Here is an 18,573-nt window from a genome sequence, read left to right on the forward strand (position 1 = left end):
CAGTGGTAAAAGAAACGCTGCTGTACAACCTAAGCCCCTGCCAGGTAACCTAACCGCTCAATATCTTCCCGGCTCTTTGTAAGATGCGTTTTCCCGTTCTGCAATACATATACCTGGTGACAGAAACCAAGCAGGTAATGATACATATGATCTGTTACCAGGAAGCCCTTAGCCGGCAACTCCTCTTCCATTACCAGCTTCAGACGCTCCACCTGTACCGGCGACAGATGTGAGAACGGCTCATCAAGCATCGTAAACAATGCCTTGCTTTTAATGAGACAATAAACCTCTACCAGCCGGCGTTGTCCGCCGGACAGGCTGCCAACGGGTAGTTCATATACTTTTTGATACTCAGGAAAATGAGACAGGAAATGATCAAACGACAATTCAAAGTCAAGAAAGATCCGTCTCAGCCGTAAATGTTTTGGAATATAATTGAACTGCGGCAAATAGGTGAGCAGATCGGGCCGGCGGAAGGCTTCGAGCAGGCGTGCGTCATCAACCCTGACCGATTTATCTGTAGTAGGCAGCGTTCCATAAATAATGTTCATGAGGCAGGATTTACCTTGCCCGTTGCGCCCCAGCAAACCAGTGATCATACCGGTTTCGCTGCCAATATAGATATCCGATAAAATACAGCGTAATCCAAACGACAACTGTATGCCATCGGCCCTGAAAACATGCTTCATAGAAATTGTTTTGCGATAAAGATGCCCGCTACGAGCACACTGAAATCAAATACAAACACAATAACCCATAATTTTTTTTCCGATACACCCAGGTTGCGGTAATAGTAAAGTTCTTTTTTTTTGAATTCCCGTACCTGGTACCAGATGACAGCATTGGTGAGGATCTTGAGCCATAAGATAGCTGCAAAGACCCTGAATCCGTAAGACAGGAAGCACGATATTGCAAAAATGGTGATCAGCAAAGGAGCAAAGACAAAACTCCGGTAAAACGTCATTGCCAGCCTGGCCGTTTTAATAAGATGCCTCATTTTACAATGGGTTGAAATAAGAAAGTTAGGCAATTCCCGAACTAAACAGCGGCGCCCATGAGGCATTAACATTTATTTTGAAAAGCGGTTTAAGCTATTTTTTTATCATTTTCGTCGAATATCCGCTCTCTAGTGCAGCCAGCCCCTAATTTTGCGCACCCATGAAGTCTTGTTATTGCGGAATAGTGCTATTGGCGTCCTTTTTATCTGTAAGCTCCTTTGGTCAAACGGAGATCGATACAACCTACATCAAACCCAGGCAGCATAAGATATTGGCAAGAACCTTCCTTTCCAATAACGCCATTGAAGTTTATGGTAACGCTAAATATTACAAACCCAATAACCCGCTGAACGTGGGTGTAGGTCTTTCTATCAAAAACACCATCGTGAATGCAAGAATGGCCTATGGCGTCATTGCCTTACGTGATAAAGAGAAATTTGGCAGGTCGCGCGTACTCGACATCCAGGTTCACCGGTACAGCCGCCGCATGGTAATGGACGTGTTTATCCAGCGCTATAAAGGCTTTTTTCACAATATTCCCCGCGAGAATAAAGTGGAATTGAACCCCAGCCTGTCGGTAATGCAAATAGGGGCAGAAGGCGCTTATCTCTTTAATGGCAACAAGTTCTCCGCGCGGGCCGCTTTTGAACAAAGCGAACAGCAACTGATCTCCACCGGCAGCTTCATCCTGGGCGGAGGGGCTTACTACTATAAAATGAACCTGGGCGACAGTATACCGGTTGAAAGCAGGATCGTCAATAACCTGCAATTCGGATTCAACGGCGGTTATGCCTATTCCGTAGTATTGGGAAAACACTGGTTGCTATCAGGTATGGCTACAGCTGGGGTGAACTTTGGAAATGAACCCGCCCTGGTAAAGAAAGCAAAAATTAATATTTACCCTACGGCGCTCACCCGAATGGCGGCATCGTACCAGCAGCCGCTCTGGGCCACCGCCCTGCTGGTACTGGTACATAACAAATCGATTTATCCATTTGAATCCAGGAAGCTGAACCTTACCTCCGTGAACCTGGAGCTTTCTTATGTACGGCGACTGAATCATTTCTTCAAGGGCAGATCGTAATGGCTGCATATTATTGCCATATGACAGGGTCAAACAAAAACCATACTAACAGCATATTTACCGGCACCGCGCTACGCCCCGGTCAGGACCGGCGGTACCTGCGTAGCAGCATCTTTTTCCAGTTCCTGTTCAAAGGATAACTCCGGTGCGGCGCCAGGTTGTTCACCAAAAGGGCCACCAGCAGCAGAATAAGCACACCCGCCAGCACGGGACATAATACATACATATACCCGAGCGACTTGATCTTTTCCGATCCTATATTCGCGATCAGCGCAGTGGCGCCTCCCGGCGGATGTAAGGTTTTGGTGATCTGCATCCCCACAATCGACATCGCCACCGCCAGCGCCGAAGCCAGCCATATTTCATTGGGTAGCATATAATGAACCGTCACGCCCACGATAGCACTCACCACATGCCCGCCCACCAGGTTGCGGGGCTGCGCCAGCGGGCTATTCACAACGCCATATACCAGCACGCACGACGCCCCGAAAGAGCCGATCAGAAACACATTGTCCACCATTTCAAACCGCCCCCGGGCCATAAGCCCGATAATGGCGATCCCACAAAAAGCGCCTACAAACGTCCATACATGATCCCTGAAATCCAGTAAGGTTTCACGATACATGACATAACGGGCTATACGCACCTGTCGTTGTATAATTTTCTTCACTAATTTTATTGATTGGGCGCCAAAGATAAGCAGCTTATCCCACAAATAAGGTATAGTATTCGTCCATTAAAACTCCCCGGCGCAACGGGACAGTGCGCTTTATATACCCGCCTTAAAGCCGCTTCAGAGCCGCACTGAAGCCACTTACCATTCCTCTTTACAATCATTGCTATCAGTTTATAAAACACCGCTTCATCAACCTTATAAAATAAAAAAAGCAGGATGAGACCAACCCGCTTTTCTAATTGATGATAAATGATAGATTAAGATATCTCTACACAAGATTGTTACAGTGCAAATATCAGAACGCCGGCCCGGCATGAATTACAAAATCGGGAAAAGCGTTTACGATAACAGGAAAAGCCGGTTTTCCCCTTCTCGTAAGAACCTTTTACGGATTTAATAAACAATGGCGTTGGCCGCCCGCTACATTTGCATCGTTATTTACCCGTTTGATACCGGTTCGTGCCACCCGCCCGCAAATAAAGGGCATCCCTGTTTGGCAACTGAATTTGAATGAGCTGAAGCGTAACAAGCGAGTAAATGTTAACAGTTTCAGTATAATCCCGGCCTCGTTTCCACGGGGCTGTTTATTTCACTGCATAATTCCCGTTATCGAAAAACGCATTTTCCGAAAAGGTAAACACCAGCGGGAATAGTTCTTCAAATTTGACAGATGAAACAAAAGCCTATGTGTCATTACAAAACCTTGTACTACGATAATAATAGCGGTTATATCATCCATTGCATGGAATGTGATCATATACAGATAGGCTACGGCAATATCCTCATCACCTTTCATCTCGATGACTTTGCCACCTTCCGTCAATGGCTGAAACACGTAGAAAACACCCAAACCATCCCTGAAGATTCAGCAGAATATCACATTAAATCGATAGTGGTGCCCACGCCCTGCGAAGGATTAAAATTGCTGCTCAGTTCCAGGGAGCTCGTCGAGTTCAATCATATGCTCGACACTGCCGACACAGAACTGCAGTCGCTGGCTTTGCTGAAGTTATTTAACAATGCGGGGGATACGGCCTGTTAGTAGCCTGTACGCCCCTCTCTTACCTTGTAATTCTTTTTACCGGAGTTTTTCTTATCGTATTCCTTTACTTCTTTTGGCTTATTCTCGTCCGACAGCTTTTTCCTGATGGACAAGGTTGAATCTGCAGCGCTGGTACCGGTAAGCAGTTTCTTATTGGGATCTTCCTTTTTATCCATAAACCAGGTTTCGGTACGTATGATGGTCCCGCTGGCCGGATCATAAAACCGCCAGGTGCCATGCCGGAGCGACCTGCCTTCGATCTTAATCTCCACCATCGACACCTTATAAGGGTCAACAGGGTCAGGTACTTCTATTGTATCATATTCCTTATCGGGGTTCACGGCGCGCCAGCTCTCCTGGTGCTCCTCTCCCATAATGGTAAAGTAGCGGCAAATACCGTCTTTCATTCCCCACCTGTAGTTTTCCATGGCAACAAGATCGCCGGTGAGGTTATAGCGGCGCCAAACGCCTTCTTTCCTGTCATTTTTGAATTCCCCTTCTTCTTCATATCCCGGCTCACCGCGCAGTGCTTCTACACGAACGATCCATTTGCCCTGCTTTAAGCCTTTGGCATCAACAATATTCAGCGTATCCCCTTTCACGCTCAGCTTATAGTTCTTATACTGGGCCTGCGATAAAAAAGGCATTAACAAAAGAACCAGGATGATCAAACGCATATGTTCAAGTTTATAACAGTACTATTTATTTAGCTTCCGACAACCATCTTACCGCCAGCTCATACCCTTTCAAGCCCAGCCCGCAGATGGTGCCTTTACATTTGGCCGACACATGCGATAATCTCCGGAATTCCTCCCTGGCATGAACATTACTGATATGCGTTTCAATAACCGGCGTGGTAATAGCCGCGATGGCATCGCCAATAGCAACGGAAGTATGGGTATATCCACCCGGGTTCAGCACAATACCGTCAAAATCAAATCCCACCCTTTGTAATTCATTGATCAGCTCCCCTTCCACGTTGCTCTGGTAATAATGAAACGTAATATTTGGGAAAATGGTACGCAGCTGTTCAAAATAAGTATCGAACCCCTGGCTGCCATAAATGCCGGGTTCCCTCACGCCCAATAAGTTAAGGTTAGGCCCGTTAATGATCGCGATCTTCATGCTGTAATTTTAACAAAGCGAAGATAGGGATAGATGGGAGAATGCGATCTGCCGGGTGGTATGTGGTTCCGGGCAGGGCATCTTCAGCATTTACCCAACAGAAGCGCCATGGGAAGATTCAATACGCCTGTATAAGCACCTCGGCAGGAATATTTAGCTTTTCGGTTAGTTTACGGATCATGGCCAGGTTGAGCATTCTATTCCCTGATAGAATTTCAGACTTACGCGATAATCCTCATATACCAACATACACCATTGTTACCAATTTAGTAACACCCTTTTAGTTCGCAAGCCTTTACCCTGGCGGCACGATGCTATTTGAATATGGTTTGGGCTAAGGATGTAGCATATATCGGTGGGCTCTTTTTACTAACCTCCTGACAGTCAATTTATACCCCAGATGAAAAAAAATCATGAAAGAATTTGGCAGGAATAAAACAACGCCTATATTTGCACTCCCAATCGCGATAAGGGTTAACAAAAAATAACGCGAGAAGGGAGCATAGCTCAGTTGGTTTAGAGCATCTGCCTTACAAGCAGAGGGTCCGCGGTTCGAGCCCGTGTGCTCCCACATAAGCGGGTTATCTCAGGATAACCCGCTTTTTTTTCATATATCAGCACCCCCTCCGACTTCATTTTCACAACATTATGCGCCAGCGGTTCCAGTATGGTAGGGGTTCGATAAATACCCTCTTCATAGTACAAATTGCTATCGAACCCTAAGCGAAGCAACTCCTGTTTGGAGGAAGCATCACATCTGTTGTAGACATACTTTAAATCTGAGAGGGTATCCAGTGTTTTATACAACGTGCGGTATAACTCAGTTTGATTCTGACTTAACCGGTCTATCAGGGCTTTTAAATGCTGTTTACGCTGCATTATATCGGTATACCATCGATTATAAGTATCGTGACTGATTGTATTGCTGATCCATTTTTCCTCTACGGAAAACAGCTTTGCATCTTCCTTCGCCAGCTCCGCTTTCTTTTCAGCAAGCAATAGCTTGTTTTCCTTGTTACGCTGTTCCAGCTCCTGTTCAGCCTTTTCCCTGATGGCTGTAACCGTAGCTTGTGGCAGGCTGATTAATTCCATAATACGCTCCATTTGCTGGTGTGCCTTTATCGCACTGATATTATTATGACGGCCATGATTGCACTTATAGTAATAATAGTACTTGCCATGCCTGCCCCGCGAAGGAGCGCCAGTAAGCAAAGCCCCGCAATGACATTTCAACACACCGCGTAATGGTATTTCGTCTAATACGGTTACCCGCTCCTTTTCTGGCTTTTTTAACTTACGTTGCACCTCTTCCCACACAAGCGGGTCAATAATAGCTTCATGCTTTGCCGGAAAGATGCCGCCGGGCAATTCCTTAAAGGGTTTTACCACTTGCCTGCCCGCGTACACTGGATTATCCAGGATACCCCGGATAATATTTTTCCCCTTCACAGCCATACCCATTTCCTTAGCCTGCTGCCGGATCAGGTACATAGGCGTATTGTGTAAATAAGCTTGAAAGATAAAACGAACGATTGCGGCTTTAGGCTCATTGATAACAATATGCTTTTCCTTGCCCTTACCTATCTTATCATAACCATACGGTGGGCGGCTGTGTATATACCTGCCTTCCTTTGCCTTAGCAGTATAAATACCGCCGTTCACTTTATTGGCGCGGTTAATATTATCATCTTCCGCTAATAGCAATTGTAAGCCTGCACGGAAAAAGCTGCCGGGCGTATGGTAATCAAACGTGATACCTTCGGTTACACTTACTATCTGGATGCTGAACTTTAACTGTAGCTTCTTCGCAAGGCTCATAGCCTCACCCGCATCCCGGCTAAAGCGATCCATTTGATCCACTACCAGATAATCTACGTGCTGATGATGTTTGGTGATAAACTCCTGCAACTTTATAAAATCAGGCCGGTCAAAAGTACGGGCGCTGTAGCCCGCATCAATAAAGGTATCAATCAGTTCTACACGGTTTCTTTCCAGCCACTGACCGGTATACAAATCCTGCTTCTCTATGGAACTGTTGCTTTGGCCGTCATGGCTGAAACGAAGGTATCTAATGGCTTTTTTCATATACTTCCTTAAAGGTTAGATCAACAATAAGCTTTGCTATTAAATTTACTATTTTTTCTTCTTTTTCCTTTTCATACGCACTTAAAAGCCGGGCCGCTTTTTGCTCGTTGTTTTCCTGAACAGGCTCTTCACATTTCATACTTCATACTTTTCACTTTCACTAAATAAACAAGGCCCTACGGGCCTTGCGGTTTGTTACACAAACCTAGTAGCGTAAATAACCCTTTAGGTGGAAGTCAGGTGAAGGAAAGTGGAAGTAAAAAACCAGCAACCAGCTTACCAACTTATATAAAATGTATCATTTAGTCTCAATCTGATATTTAAGTGGAAGTCATTGCGAATTGTAGTCGAAGTATCCGTACCGAACAAAACAAAAGCCCACTATCAAAATAGCAGGCCGTTATACAATCCAATATCCAAAACTTAAGTTTACACCCTCTTCTTTAGCATACCATCATTTTCAGGGCATTTAGTAATAGTAAGGCGATCCGATTCTACGGAAACTGTAACGGATTCACCTATTAAAAAACCTGCTTTTTCCAGCCAGCGGCCACTAATATTTATCCACGGCACCCGGTTGTTACTGGTGTAATACAAGCTATTAGTATGCTTGTAAACTACTTTCAGGCGCCTTTCGTACATGGAGACTAATTTTGCTGTCATATTCTGGTGTTAAGTTGGTGACTAATGAAATAGTCCGGAGGTTAGCATTAGTAAGTATGTTTTTATTACTGGCTGATTGTTACAGGCACTTCGACAGTGAATGTGGTAATGCCCTCTTTACTGTCAGCCATAATAGAACCGCCCAATGTTTCTGCGTAAATGCGGCACAAGTACAGGCCGAGCCCGTTGCCAGCTTTGCCTTTATCCAGCTGCTGAAATGGTACAAACAAGTTCTTTAGCTGATCCGCAGAGATATAGCTGCCTTTGTTAGTAACAGTAATTATAAGCCTATAACACTGTACCCTGATGTTTACAGCAACAGTGGTATTTCTATCGCAGAACTTTATGGCATTAGATAGAAGATTATGGAGTATCTGGCTTAATTTAACTCTGTCAGTTACTATTGTGGCCATATTTATGTATGGACTAACTGAAAGCACAATATTGGTTTGCTTATGATTGGGGTAGCTGTAAAATGGAGTTACGGTTTTGTTTGCCCATTCAGTGATATTGAAACTTTCTAATGCAGGGTGTACAGATAACACACCGGATTCAATTTTAACCGTCATAAGCATATTATCCAGAATACCTAAAGTATCCGTAACAGCAAGGGTAAGCGTGTTTACAATATTGTCAGACACGTTTCCCCTTTTAAGATATTCGCAGGCGGTAACTGCTGCACCAATCTGGTTTCTTACTTCATGCGCAAACATTCCGAAATAAACCATAAGCGGACTATGTACAACCGTTAGACCGCCTGAACTTGTTGCTGGTATTTTTCCAACAGGTGAACTTTGCATAGTTGTGTAATTAAAGTTTAGTAATAAAAGGTGTTTTGACCGTCAAATATTTGAACTATAAACAGGACGTTTTTTGCAATCATAACCCGTGACATTCCTATGTACAGTGTAAGTTCCAGAATGAGAAGAGCAGCGTTTTTATGGCTTTGGGAAATAAACAGGCATATCAAATAAACCGGCATTAAAACAACAACATGGGTAATAATTAACGGAATCGCCTTCTTTCTTGCTATGCGGTGCGATCTCTTGTGCATTTTCCCATATAGAAAAGCAAAACCCAGTACCAGAATAAACAACACAATCAAAATGGTAACACTGTAGTTTATCAGTGTAGATAATACAGCCAGACGTATAGGCATATCCTGCACCATGCTTATAAATAGTGCATTACTTAACCATACCAGATTTAGCAGAAAGGCGATAAAAAAGGGCAACCGCTTCCATGAAACCTGTAGTGTTGTTACAGGTAGCTGTGCCGGTGTAAACAGGAAACAAAGGGACATATAAACAATTAGATGGTTAAAAGCCATACAGCCCCCCGTGCTGTGGGGTACAGACACGTTCTATTCCCCGTTTTCAAAAAAGAATAATGGGGCCGTTGGCTTGATGTTGTTATTATAGCAAAATGAACAGCGGAAAAACACTGTGCTAATGAGGCGAGATTTCAATGTTATGGTATGACATACGCTTACATTTATAGGTTAAAAAATGTAAGTCTCTTGTAAAAACGGGGCTTGTCCGGAAATAAAATTGCCTATAGGACAGGTCTCGTCTTACCAATCTGAGGCACCGCGAAGAGCCCGGAAGTGATAAGCTGATAGAGACCTACCCTATAGGCAATACTATAGAGCAGGCTTGCACTATCATCTCACTTCCATTGAAAATTCGCGGTTTTCAGATTGAGACTTATAGCGAAGTCCTTCAAAATCATGAAGAACGACAAATGTAATATTTACCCCGTAAAGAAAGTAACAGTTCTCTGTCTATAACAGACAAAAGTTGTCTAAAAAACCGTTTTTTCGCCTTTTTTACACTGTTTTTTAGAGCAGCTTTGCATTTATTACTAGATTTACGTTGTATAGTTAATACAGTTATTATGTCAAACACTAATCAGCCACACCACGGTAAGAACTTTAAACGCATGAGGGAAATTCTGGGCATTAAACAGGAAGCTGTAGCCCTTGAATTAGGCGAAGATTGGGATCAAAAAAAGGTATCAAGGCTGGAAGAAAAGGAAATAATCCCCGATGATCTTATGGAAGAAATAGCAAAGATTTTAAAAGTACCAGCAGACGCAATTAAGAATTTTGATGAGGAAAAAACCATCAATTTTATATCTAATACTTTTCACGATAGCTTAAATGGTAGTGCAGTAGCAAGTACATTGTACAATTGTTCTTTTAATCCTATTGATAAACTGGTGGAAGTTTATGATGCTCTTTTAAAAGAGAAGGATGAAAAAGCAGCCTTATTGGAAAGATTGCTTAATGAAAAAAAATAGTCGTGTGCATAAATTACATTTAAGCAAACTGGCTGCTCCATTAAAAAGAGCAGCCAGTTTGCATTATACACATACCCAACCGTAAATACACGAACATTGCGCCAGGCAATCATTTTAATTTAAATCACTACTACTTCAACACCCAACCCCTCTCCAACTTTTTCATTTATGCCAGATGGAAACCTGCGGTTGGCTCTTCATTCGCACCCCGGTATCGCAAAGGTATTAACCCATTCCGGCACTGTAAAGGACGGCGCTACGGCAAGCCTTCGCTTGCAGGTTTTGTAAAAAAAATCTCCATTGTATTAGCCGCCTTGCAGGCGTTATCTATGCGTTGCCAATAGTATTTTTTTCACAAAATCCTTGACAGTTCCTCCATAGGTTAATGGCTGGTCGCTAAGGGGATGTGAATGAGGCGTAGCCGAATAATTCACATTCTTTTTTCACCACAAACACCAGCGTTATGTCAAAAAAGCAATCTGATATTATGCTTCTTTCATGGCAACTCCAACGCCGCAAGCATTATAGCCGCTCCCGTTCTCTTCTGGCTGCATGGGCCATTTATCTTAATGAAGACTTGCTAATTTTCCGGCTGATAAAGAAGCGTACCAGAAAAAGAAAATACATAGTAAATCCCCTGCAATTGACACTGTTCCCGTAACCGAATTAATTTACGTCCGGTTACCTCCTGCTATTTATCCCTTCCGGCATGGCTTACAAAACTCATTAAAAAGCCGCCTCCCCAAAATGCTCAACTATTCCGGCTGCCCCCTGCAACATATTTCCGTTTTACCAATCCCCCTGCTTCGCCGGGAATGGCAAGGTGTACAATTGTCGGACAGAGTCCTCCAATTGACCTTGCCCCTTATGCCTCCGAAGTCGGCAGGGGAATAAAGCTTGTACAATATAATAAAGCCCCCCGGCCGGAAAGTAATATTTCAATACATCTAAATAATAGATAAAGAAAAAGCAGAACCAGCACACTTCCTGTATTTGTATTATGCATGAACCTGCGTATATTTGAGAGTTAGCTATTATTAGTATGAGAGCCATTGAAATAGACAATTTAACGTTTGCAAACAGCGTATGTAATAACTTACGTGAACCATTTTTCAATTCCGGAATAACCAAACCCAAACATAATATCAATACTTAACACATCCCTCTTAAAGCGATAAAATAAAAACGTTTGTTTTCATATAAGTTTATTTCAAGCTCAATTGAAATAATTGCAAATTCATACCCGCACCAAGCTACAAGATATCACACTTAAAAATTCCGAACTCACCTTAATATTTTAACCGATAAATCTAAACGATGAAAAAAATAGTTTTACTTGTATCACTTATCACATTAACGAGCTTATCCTTTGGACAACAAGTTGCAAAAGCAAAAGAGCAAGAAGTAAGTAACGCCGAAAAGTTTTCAGAACGATCAGGTTCACTAGTAAAAAAAGAGTTTATCGATATTGGAACACTAAAGAAATGCAACATACAAGTAGCCAAATTTACAGACTTAATTAGCGACCAAAAATCAAGTGCTGTTAGATTCGAATATGAATATAAAAGCTCCTATTCATCGGACACCAAAATAGCTTTACTTGACGAAGATGAGATTGACGGTTTAATAAAATCTATTAAAATCATTCAAGAAAAGGTTTTGCCAACTACAGCTACTAGCTACACTGAGGTAAACTTTAGAAGTAGAAGTGGATTTACAGCTGGCTGCTTTTCAAAAAAAGATTCATGGACAACATTTATGAAACTTGAAAAATTTGATAGCAATTCATATGTTTTTATGGACAAAGATGATTTAACACAACTATTAACTTTATTACAGCAAGCAAAAGCTAAAATGTAAGTTACCCGATAGTACAAGTCAAGTGCATTAGAAATATGCGATGTTCCTTATCGACAAATTAGAACCTATGCAAATAGAATTACTTCAATGGTTAAAAGATATCGGTGAAAATAAAGCGGCTAATTTTTTTTCCGAATGCCGGATGGATATAGTCTATGTAGACACTTTATTTGAAATAGGAGGTAGTGAACGTGAAACATTATTAGTTGATTGCGAAATAGGCGTGCCGGGAGAATACTTTTTTAAGCTCCAATCAGACTATTTCAGCCAAGTAAATGTAATAGAAACACAACTTTCAGAAGTCGCAACAGCTATCGGCTTTCATGTCCGAAATATAAAATGGATTCCCAAAATAGAGATCGACAATAATAAAAAAATGACAATATCAATAGTCGCTCGGCAAGCAATATTTGACGAAATAACTCTAAATAAAATCTCATGGTCTGGAAAACTTGAAGAACCAAACTTCCTTAATAGAATCTTCGACCTTTCTAAACTACCATCTCATGATTCGAGATATAACAATGCTTACGACGACATACATAAACATCGAATTTTAAATTATGATTGGGAAGACGATTGGGTCTTTACCGACCGAAGATTTAACTTGCTACACTGTGACGAAGAAATATTTCTAAGCTTCTTGGCGCTTACTATAAACCCAGTTTCAAGGAATGATGGAACAAATCAGCTTTTAGAAATCTACAATCGAAATTTGGTGCATAGCGGAATTGAATTTTATGAAAAATCGAAGATTGCTGGAAAACCGATTTATGGACACAGAGAAGTCAATTCAACTCCCACCGTTGAAAATCCTGCTGTTAAAAAACTCAGAAAACTAGCGTTAGTAATAGGTTGTAGCAAATATGAATATGCGGGTATACTTGCCAATCCTTTGAATGACGCAAGCGCAATGAAACAAAAATTAGAAGAATTAGGATTTGATGTAATGCATCTTGAAAATCCTAATTTAAAGCAGATGAAAACAGAAATAGACGACTTTGGAACAGAGTTAGAAAAATATGATGTGGGGCTTTTCTATTTTGCAGGTCATGGTGTTCAAGTAAAAGGATTAAATTATTTAATCCCTGTAGATGCAAATTTGAAAAATGAAAGGACTGTTGAATATGACTGCGTCCAAGTAGATAGGGTACTCAGTCATCTTGAAGCTGCAAAAACTTCTGTTAACCTGCTTATACTAGATGCATGCAGAAATAACCCGTTTGAAAGAAGCTGGGGTAGAGATTTATCAAAAAGAGGATTAGCTGTAATGGAAGCCCCCAAAGGATCCCTTATAGCTTATTCAACATCACCAGGTAAAACAGCTTCAGACGGCGAGGGCACTAATGGACTTTATACTGGAATTCTTGTTTCAGAGATAACGACTATGAATGTAACAATAACACAATTATTTCAAAGGGTAAGAAAGTCGGTAATGGAGAAATCAAAGGATGAACAAATTCCATGGGAATCAACCTCATTAACAGCAGACTTTTATTTCAACCAGAAATAGCCATGATTTATAACCCACCCCAAAAAGCATCAGAACAAGCAACTTCTTCAAAGTTTCACTTTTTCGTTAGAATGCAACACAAAACCAGTTTATACAGCGGTCAGCCTATACAAACAGCGACATACGCGTTTTTCTCGATTTGAAGAAAAAAAACATTGATTACCAACATCTTGCATTAAGAACATTGTTGAAATGATATTCCTCTCAGAAATAGCAAAACCGGAATCAGGGGTTCAATTCCAGCCCCCTCACCTCCACAGAACAGAAGCCTTACAGAAATGTGAGGCTTTTTTGGATTCCTATACAAGACTTGGGATCAAGTTGAAAACTTGGGGGCTGATAAATATTACGCATAAAGTTTGGATAGTCTAAAGAGGAAGAATTCTACGTCCCTAACGCCTCTCAATGCATTTCTAAAAGCCTTGATTTTGGCATTGAAGGATTCAGCTGCCGCATTGGTAGACCTGTTGTTGAAGAAGTTAAGTATGCCCAGGTAATGCGTTTGTATTGTCCTTGCAAGCGTTCTGAACGTAGCCAACCCTGCCTCCTCCACATCATTATACCACAACGCCAGCCTTTTAAAAGCCTGCTCTTTGCTGGTACAGTTTCGGAACACCTCACCTAATCTTAATGACAATTGATAAGCTTTGTGTATCTCAGGGTATAGGTTAAAAAGCATTTCTGCCCGTTGACGTTGTTCTCTGCTCCACAAGCGTGGATGCTTGAACAGCAAATACCGGCTGCGTGCCAACAGTTGTTTGACGGAGTCACCATTCGGTAGTAACGGTGCTATATAAGCAGTGCGTTGCCGCCGGGATTGTTCTATGGCTTGGTTTTCTTCTTCCAGCGCCTCCCAGCGATATTTGATACGGGTTTCTTGTACGGCATCAAAAGCCCGTTGTTGTACGTGGAAGCGATCTATTACGCGTTGGGCATAAGGGAAGCAGCGCTTTATGGTAAGATTCAGGCTGGCAGCCATATCAACAGTAACCTCTTTTACACGTTTACGCAGGTGCTCAGGAAGGCGCATCAGGATTTCTATGAGCCGATCTGCCTGGGTGCCTTTAATCATAGCCACCAAAGAGCCCTTGCGGCCTCTGGCTTCTTTATTCGTCACAATGGTATAGAGCTCGCCGCTACTAAAGGCGGTCTCATCTATGCTTAAATAGGTGCCAAGATTCTGTTCAAAAAGCATCCATTCTGTAGCATGCTGCTTTTGCTCCCAACTGTGGAATTCACTGAGGTGATGCTTGTATTGTTGCTGGAGTTGTTTGCCGTCTATATGAAAGAAATGGCCCAGTTGTACCGGGCTGATAGGGTAATTATCCAAACACTGCTTTTAAAAAAAGCCCGAACTCTGAGGTGATTCGTGCTCTTTCCCGTAACGCTGTCCAGTCCCGGGTGATGATTTCGCCGGTTCTTATAACTTCCCAGCGACGGCGCTTGATACACAGTAATACTTTATGATTGCGGATCGGAAAATCCTGCACTTCTACTTCAGGCAGAAACCCTTTGGAGTGAAGCTTCTCTAAGCGGTATTCATAAGGGGAGATATTCTTTTCTTCCAGGTAGATTTTGATGACTCCATCATCGCTTTGCTCCGCGTTCATTAACTCAAAGTACTCCATTACTCCTGCTGGAAGCATCAAACTTACTAACTGACGATAACCCTTTTCCAACCTGTTGCTCTTTTGCGCGCAAAGCAAGACTTTTTTACCTAATCCCCCAAATTTTCAACTTGATCCAAGACTTGTGGAGCTGGATAAAATTGGGTATCAAAATTAGATCAAACCACCAGATCTTTTGGAAACTTTTCAATTTTATCTTCCTCTAACTTCAATTGTTCTAGCAAATTAAGCGTCTCCCTGTAATCACGGGCTTCTGCTATTTTGGTAAATTCAATGGACGCTCCGGTATGTTCCAGAACAAAAGCTTCTATCTCATCGAGGCTTACCCGGAAAAATTCCTTTTTAGTATTGATACGATTGAGACGCCTGTCATCGAACTTCTTATGCAACGCATACTCCAATTGCGGCGCATTTTCAGAATAAATGATTGCGTGTACATCAAAAAGAAACGGCACGGAAGCATCTCCCAATTCCCGAACCCTGTCTAATGGGTCCAGGCGACGTGTCATACCCAACTTATAAACATTTTCACCAAATGAACCGATATTAGATATCACATAAATGTGCCCCACCCTCGTTAGCTGTGCCATTGCAATGGCACGTGCTTTTTTCTGGTGCGCCTCCTGCAACTGAACTTCCAGTGCTTTTATTTTGTCTTGCATCACATCTATATTGGCTCCTGCAGCAAGTGACAGTTCCTGTTGGGCTTTTTCAATCGCCTTTTCGTACCGCACTTCTTCCTCTTCTGCTTCTTGCTGTACACGTTCAAATTCCCGCTGCGCTTTTTCTTCTTCCCGCATTTGCTCTTTGAGGCGCCGTTGTTCTTCCTTCTCTTCGTATTTCTTTTGTTCGTGTTCGTAGGTAAGAGAAAGCTCTTCCTGCTTTAAGGCCAGGAAGTCTTGTGTTATTTCAATTTGATGGCTCACCCCCAACTTGTTAACTGTTTCGAACACTTTATTAATCCGCTCCCTCGTTTTTTCAGCATTATTCCACTTTACGCGGGACATAAGCGCATCGCAATCACCGTTGAATGCAAAAAGCATCAGCTTTTTGTATTGAGAGGTCATTTTCTTCCCTTCAGTTTTACTTCCGCCAACCACCCATTCTATATGGCACATAATGGCTTTCCCTTCTTTGATCAGCGCCTTTTGTTTTTCATAATTAGCATCCATAGCTTTCCTGAACTGTTCAGCAGTATCGAAATTGAATCGTGGCTTATATAAACCAAATGATCCAATTTCCAACACATCTTCATATAAAGCGATTGCCTGTTCAAGCTCCTGGTAAATGAGGCGGGCGCTTTCATATTTATTACTCACCTCCTGCACCATCCTTTTTCGATCTTCTACTTCTTTATCCAGCTGAACAATCTGACTGTACTTTTCAAGAAGGGCTGCAGATTGTTGTGTAGAGCGTTCCAATTGATCTTTCTGCCGGGCGAGCTCGCTATCCAGGTTTTCGAGTTGTTGAGCTTGTTGTGCAACTTTTTCATAGGCTAATGCAAGTTCCTGCTGAACTTTTTGCAAAGTGTCGTTAGTTGCCGCTAATAGCTCTTCCGTCTTCTTTAATTTTTTATTCGAAAACATATGTTTGGGTTTCGGAGTTACAGCATGAGGGCTTTTCCATCAATTCGTTCAACTGCAGAGAATCCATTTGTTTTTGAAAATCGCATGCGGTGATGAAAATTTTTCATAGAATCGGAAGGATCAATGGTGTTCATGTTCAACTGCTTCAGTTTATCTGGTGTTATTATCACAGATACAATTGTTTTAGCATCCTCATATCCTGTTATTGAATCAAAAAGAACACCTACAGCGTTTACGACTACATAATGAACAGGCAGGTAGGCCAGGGTTTCACGGGCCACTCGTAATAAGCAGCTACAAACATAGTCTTGATACAGATCGTTGATTTTTCCCGCAGTCATGGTCTTTTTCGACAACTTGCCAGTTGAAGTCTGTGATAGAACATAATCAGGAATCACTTCTTTATTATTGACCTTTAACTCAATCGACACATGTTCAGGCTGAAAAGATAGTTCTACTTTCGTGCCCAATTCGGCAATATCCGAGTAGGGCTCAAAAAAAAGAAGAGCATCTTTATAGGACTCGACCTGTTTATTTAAAACACCTTTTGCCACTTCCTGCAAATGGTAAAAATCTTGTTTATCCTGTTCGTATTGTTTAAGCTGATTCTGGTAAACTTTTTCATCTTTTGCACGGGCTGTTTCAACGTCTTGCTGTAACTTTTTTCTTTTTTTGGATTCGCTGCCAAATAATTTATCGAAGAAAGAAGGCCTATAATTGCTTTGTTGATATAAGGCTTTTGTTTCGCCCTCATCCTGCCGGTTGGGGCTAGCGGGTGGCTCGTCATCCAGGACAGTCTCCCAGTTTATTTCCTCTGTTGCTTCTTTGTGAACAGATTTTAAAATAGAAATATAGTTATTGTAATTTTTGACTGCACGGGCAGCATCGGAAATTGCGTCCAGCTTAGCTTGAGCTTTAAACTGGCGAGCCGCTTCCCTGGCTTTGCGTTGCTGTTCGCGTTCACTTCTTCGGTAAGCAGCCGCACTGCTACGCATAAAGGCATTAAAATGACTCATAACGGCTTAAGGTTTGTGATTTTTTTTTGGGGGGATTTCAAAAATAACGTGGCTTTATTTGATAAACTACATTACATTAACTTGTTGTTACAATGTAAAAATAACATCATCAAAAAAGCATTTGTACGGGAAACCGTAATCCTGCGACCAAAGCAGGAGACTAAAACACCAATAACACTCGCCAAAAACTTCTTTTACTACCCCATTGGTATTTATTGAAAAGAATGTGATAGGCTGCAAACAGCAACGCTATCCACACAATCCTGCTCTGCCGCATACTTCCCAGGTCGCCGCCTCTTATCTACATTTTATCCAACTTGAAAACCTCTTTAAATAGCCGCTCTAATTGAACCGCTTTTTGTCGCCCTTCCCTGCCGGGACAGCATTGTTCATAAAATTCAGGAGCATAAAAATAAATTTTTCTGATTCCTGATTTTGTTATTAAAAAAAATGTCAGCATCCAATCATCGTATGTATTACATTTTGCACCTTTTCCGCAGCCTTCGCCTTCTACTGCGTCGTCTTTAAGCATCCACGGAGTCAAAACAATAACACTATCCCATATTTTCCTGCCCTCTTCCGATTTCAAATTTCTATACGGGATAAAATACCTGTTTGTGTCAGGAAGCGTAAATGTAAATTTTGTTGATTCCTTAATAAATTTCTTTAAAACTTCCGGCGGATAATTTCTCGCCGCTCGATACGGATTTACATATGTATATAGAGATAGCTGTGCATTTCCGGATTTGCCGATGATATAATATCTGGGCGCAGCGGCCTTTTCAAATGGGAAATAAATTATAGTGCTATCATGTTGCTGTTGTAAATATAAATGAAGCGGAATGGCTGCTTCACGGGAACTACTATCTTGCCCCGAACAGTTTATAACTGAACACAGGAAGAATAATGCTATAGCGAATGAATTTAGATAAGATTTCATATTATTACAGTTATTACAAAATATGGGAATTCATAACACATCTCCGATCGTTTTCA

General features: G+C 41.9%; 19 protein-coding genes, 1 tRNA gene and 1 pseudogene. 6 read left to right on the forward strand and 15 right to left on the reverse strand.

Annotated elements, in window-relative coordinates; translation table 11 throughout:
- Nucleotides 1–29: 29 nt before the first annotated feature.
- Together ESB13_RS08110 and ESB13_RS08115 are read right to left on the reverse strand one after the other, a co-directional pair.
- Nucleotides 30–689 (reverse strand): ATP-binding cassette domain-containing protein, encoded by a 660-nt coding sequence (locus ESB13_RS08110; RefSeq protein WP_129002500.1) that lies wholly within the window; start codon nucleotides 687–689, stop codon nucleotides 30–32.
- A complete protein-coding gene (locus ESB13_RS08115; RefSeq protein WP_129002501.1) occupies nucleotides 686–997 on the reverse strand; it encodes a hypothetical protein in 312 nt (103 codons plus the stop codon). Before ESB13_RS08115 ends, ESB13_RS08110 begins: the two co-directional genes overlap by 4 nt.
- A gap of 161 nt (nucleotides 998–1,158) precedes the next feature.
- Between ESB13_RS08115 and ESB13_RS08120 the strand changes: the two genes are divergently transcribed.
- The gene (locus ESB13_RS08120; protein WP_129002502.1) at nucleotides 1,159–2,082 is read left to right on the forward strand and encodes a DUF4421 family protein; all 924 of its coding nucleotides are present in this window, start codon (nucleotides 1,159–1,161) and stop codon (nucleotides 2,080–2,082) included.
- An 82-nt stretch (nucleotides 2,083–2,164) separates the two neighbouring features.
- Here ESB13_RS08120 and ESB13_RS08125 read toward each other — a convergent pair whose 3' ends face one another.
- Nucleotides 2,165–2,752, reverse strand: a complete 588-nt coding sequence (locus ESB13_RS08125; RefSeq protein WP_246022472.1) for an HPP family protein — start codon at nucleotides 2,750–2,752, stop codon at nucleotides 2,165–2,167.
- A 676-nt stretch (nucleotides 2,753–3,428) separates the two neighbouring features.
- Between ESB13_RS08125 and ESB13_RS08130 the strand changes: the two genes are divergently transcribed.
- The gene (locus tag ESB13_RS08130; protein ID WP_164974130.1) at nucleotides 3,429–3,800 is read left to right on the forward strand and encodes a DUF6686 family protein; all 372 of its coding nucleotides are present in this window, start codon (nucleotides 3,429–3,431) and stop codon (nucleotides 3,798–3,800) included.
- Here the strand turns inward: ESB13_RS08130 and ESB13_RS08135 are convergent.
- Both ESB13_RS08135 and aroQ read right to left on the reverse strand, forming a co-directional pair.
- Nucleotides 3,797–4,477, reverse strand: coding sequence for a toxin-antitoxin system YwqK family antitoxin (locus ESB13_RS08135; protein ID WP_129002504.1), 681 nt, complete (start codon nucleotides 4,475–4,477; stop codon nucleotides 3,797–3,799). The two genes, ESB13_RS08130 and ESB13_RS08135, sit on opposite strands and share 4 nt — an antisense overlap.
- A 25-nt stretch (nucleotides 4,478–4,502) precedes the next feature.
- Nucleotides 4,503–4,925, reverse strand: a complete 423-nt coding sequence (gene aroQ, locus ESB13_RS08140) for a type II 3-dehydroquinate dehydratase (RefSeq protein WP_129002505.1) — start codon at nucleotides 4,923–4,925, stop codon at nucleotides 4,503–4,505.
- 496 nt (nucleotides 4,926–5,421) lie between these two features.
- Between aroQ and ESB13_RS08150 the strand changes: the two genes are divergently transcribed.
- A tRNA-Val gene (locus ESB13_RS08150) sits at nucleotides 5,422–5,496 on the forward strand.
- A 725-nt stretch (nucleotides 5,497–6,221) separates the two neighbouring features.
- On the opposite strand, the pseudogene ESB13_RS24270 reads toward ESB13_RS08150, so the two are convergent.
- From ESB13_RS24270 to ESB13_RS08170, 5 genes and pseudogenes are all read right to left on the reverse strand, one after another.
- Nucleotides 6,222–7,010: pseudogene (locus ESB13_RS24270) on the reverse strand (recombinase family protein); the annotation flags it as partial.
- Entirely contained in the window at nucleotides 6,994–7,149 is a 156-nt protein-coding gene (locus ESB13_RS23745) for a hypothetical protein (RefSeq protein ID WP_164974131.1), read from the reverse strand. The gene ESB13_RS23745 and the pseudogene ESB13_RS24270, both read right to left, overlap by 17 nt.
- Before the next feature lie 290 nt (nucleotides 7,150–7,439).
- Nucleotides 7,440–7,673, reverse strand: a complete 234-nt coding sequence (locus ESB13_RS08160; protein WP_129002506.1) for a SymE family type I addiction module toxin — start codon at nucleotides 7,671–7,673, stop codon at nucleotides 7,440–7,442.
- A gap of 65 nt (nucleotides 7,674–7,738) precedes the next feature.
- Complete coding sequence (locus ESB13_RS08165) at nucleotides 7,739–8,473, reverse strand: sensor histidine kinase (protein WP_129002507.1); 735 nt, start codon at nucleotides 8,471–8,473, stop codon at nucleotides 7,739–7,741.
- Between the two features lie 17 nt (nucleotides 8,474–8,490).
- Entirely contained in the window at nucleotides 8,491–9,033 is a 543-nt protein-coding gene (locus ESB13_RS08170; protein ID WP_129002508.1) for a hypothetical protein, read from the reverse strand.
- A 536-nt stretch (nucleotides 9,034–9,569) separates the two neighbouring features.
- On the opposite strand from ESB13_RS08170, the gene ESB13_RS08175 reads away from it, so the two are divergent.
- From ESB13_RS08175 to ESB13_RS08185, 3 genes are all read left to right on the forward strand, one after another.
- A complete protein-coding gene (locus ESB13_RS08175) occupies nucleotides 9,570–9,974 on the forward strand; it encodes a helix-turn-helix domain-containing protein (RefSeq protein ID WP_129002509.1) in 405 nt (134 codons plus the stop codon).
- A 1,317-nt stretch (nucleotides 9,975–11,291) separates the two neighbouring features.
- Nucleotides 11,292–11,834, forward strand: a complete 543-nt coding sequence (locus ESB13_RS08180; protein WP_129002510.1) for a hypothetical protein — start codon at nucleotides 11,292–11,294, stop codon at nucleotides 11,832–11,834.
- 67 nt (nucleotides 11,835–11,901) lie between these two features.
- Nucleotides 11,902–13,347 carry an AbiJ-related protein gene (locus tag ESB13_RS08185; protein WP_164974132.1) on the forward strand — a complete coding sequence of 482 codons (1,446 nt, stop codon included), beginning with the start codon at nucleotides 11,902–11,904 and terminating at the stop codon, nucleotides 13,345–13,347.
- Between the two features lie 346 nt (nucleotides 13,348–13,693).
- Here ESB13_RS08185 and ESB13_RS08190 read toward each other — a convergent pair whose 3' ends face one another.
- From ESB13_RS08190 to ESB13_RS08210, 5 genes are all read right to left on the reverse strand, one after another.
- Nucleotides 13,694–14,677 (reverse strand): ISAon1 family transposase, encoded by a 984-nt coding sequence (locus ESB13_RS08190; protein ID WP_129002512.1) that lies wholly within the window; start codon nucleotides 14,675–14,677, stop codon nucleotides 13,694–13,696.
- Entirely contained in the window at nucleotides 14,670–15,026 is a 357-nt protein-coding gene (locus ESB13_RS08195; RefSeq protein ID WP_246022473.1) for an ISAon1 family transposase N-terminal region protein, read from the reverse strand. Before ESB13_RS08195 ends, ESB13_RS08190 begins: the two co-directional genes overlap by 8 nt.
- A 107-nt stretch (nucleotides 15,027–15,133) precedes the next feature.
- Entirely contained in the window at nucleotides 15,134–16,561 is a 1,428-nt protein-coding gene (locus ESB13_RS08200; protein ID WP_129002513.1) for a DUF4041 domain-containing protein, read from the reverse strand.
- Between the two features lie 17 nt (nucleotides 16,562–16,578).
- Nucleotides 16,579–17,577, reverse strand: a complete 999-nt coding sequence (locus ESB13_RS08205; protein ID WP_129002514.1) for a hypothetical protein — start codon at nucleotides 17,575–17,577, stop codon at nucleotides 16,579–16,581.
- 301 nt (nucleotides 17,578–17,878) lie between these two features.
- Nucleotides 17,879–18,517, reverse strand: coding sequence for a hypothetical protein (locus ESB13_RS08210; protein ID WP_129002515.1), 639 nt, complete (start codon nucleotides 18,515–18,517; stop codon nucleotides 17,879–17,881).
- Between the last annotated feature and the right edge of the window lie 56 nt (nucleotides 18,518–18,573).

It is taken from the genome of Filimonas effusa (assembly GCF_004118675.1).
In the GTDB taxonomy this organism is placed as follows: Bacteria; Bacteroidota; Bacteroidia; order Chitinophagales; family Chitinophagaceae; genus Filimonas; species Filimonas effusa.

Excerpts from the sequence above, each read along its gene's own strand:
- ESB13_RS08110 (WP_129002500.1), bottom strand. The coding sequence starts at position 689 with ATGAAGCATGTTTTCAGGGCCGATGGCATACAGTTGTCGTTTGGATTA.
- ESB13_RS08115 (WP_129002501.1), bottom strand. The coding sequence starts at position 997 with ATGAGGCATCTTATTAAAACGGCCAGGCTGGCAATGACGTTTTACCGG.
- ESB13_RS08120 (WP_129002502.1), top strand. The coding sequence starts at position 1,159 with ATGAAGTCTTGTTATTGCGGAATAGTGCTATTGGCGTCCTTTTTATCT.
- ESB13_RS08130 (WP_164974130.1), top strand. The coding sequence starts at position 3,429 with ATGAAACAAAAGCCTATGTGTCATTACAAAACCTTGTACTACGATAAT.
- ESB13_RS08135 (WP_129002504.1), bottom strand. The coding sequence starts at position 4,477 with ATGCGTTTGATCATCCTGGTTCTTTTGTTAATGCCTTTTTTATCGCAG.
- aroQ (WP_129002505.1), bottom strand. The coding sequence starts at position 4,925 with ATGAAGATCGCGATCATTAACGGGCCTAACCTTAACTTATTGGGCGTG.
- ESB13_RS23745 (WP_164974131.1), bottom strand. The coding sequence starts at position 7,149 with ATGAAATGTGAAGAGCCTGTTCAGGAAAACAACGAGCAAAAAGCGGCC.
- ESB13_RS08160 (WP_129002506.1), bottom strand. The coding sequence starts at position 7,673 with ATGACAGCAAAATTAGTCTCCATGTACGAAAGGCGCCTGAAAGTAGTT.
- ESB13_RS08165 (WP_129002507.1), bottom strand. The coding sequence starts at position 8,473 with ATGCAAAGTTCACCTGTTGGAAAAATACCAGCAACAAGTTCAGGCGGT.
- ESB13_RS08175 (WP_129002509.1), top strand. The coding sequence starts at position 9,570 with ATGTCAAACACTAATCAGCCACACCACGGTAAGAACTTTAAACGCATG.
- ESB13_RS08180 (WP_129002510.1), top strand. The coding sequence starts at position 11,292 with ATGAAAAAAATAGTTTTACTTGTATCACTTATCACATTAACGAGCTTA.
- ESB13_RS08185 (WP_164974132.1), top strand. The coding sequence starts at position 11,902 with ATGCAAATAGAATTACTTCAATGGTTAAAAGATATCGGTGAAAATAAA.
- ESB13_RS08200 (WP_129002513.1), bottom strand. The coding sequence starts at position 16,561 with ATGTTTTCGAATAAAAAATTAAAGAAGACGGAAGAGCTATTAGCGGCA.
- ESB13_RS08205 (WP_129002514.1), bottom strand. The coding sequence starts at position 17,577 with ATGAGTCATTTTAATGCCTTTATGCGTAGCAGTGCGGCTGCTTACCGA.
- ESB13_RS08210 (WP_129002515.1), bottom strand. The coding sequence starts at position 18,517 with ATGAAATCTTATCTAAATTCATTCGCTATAGCATTATTCTTCCTGTGT.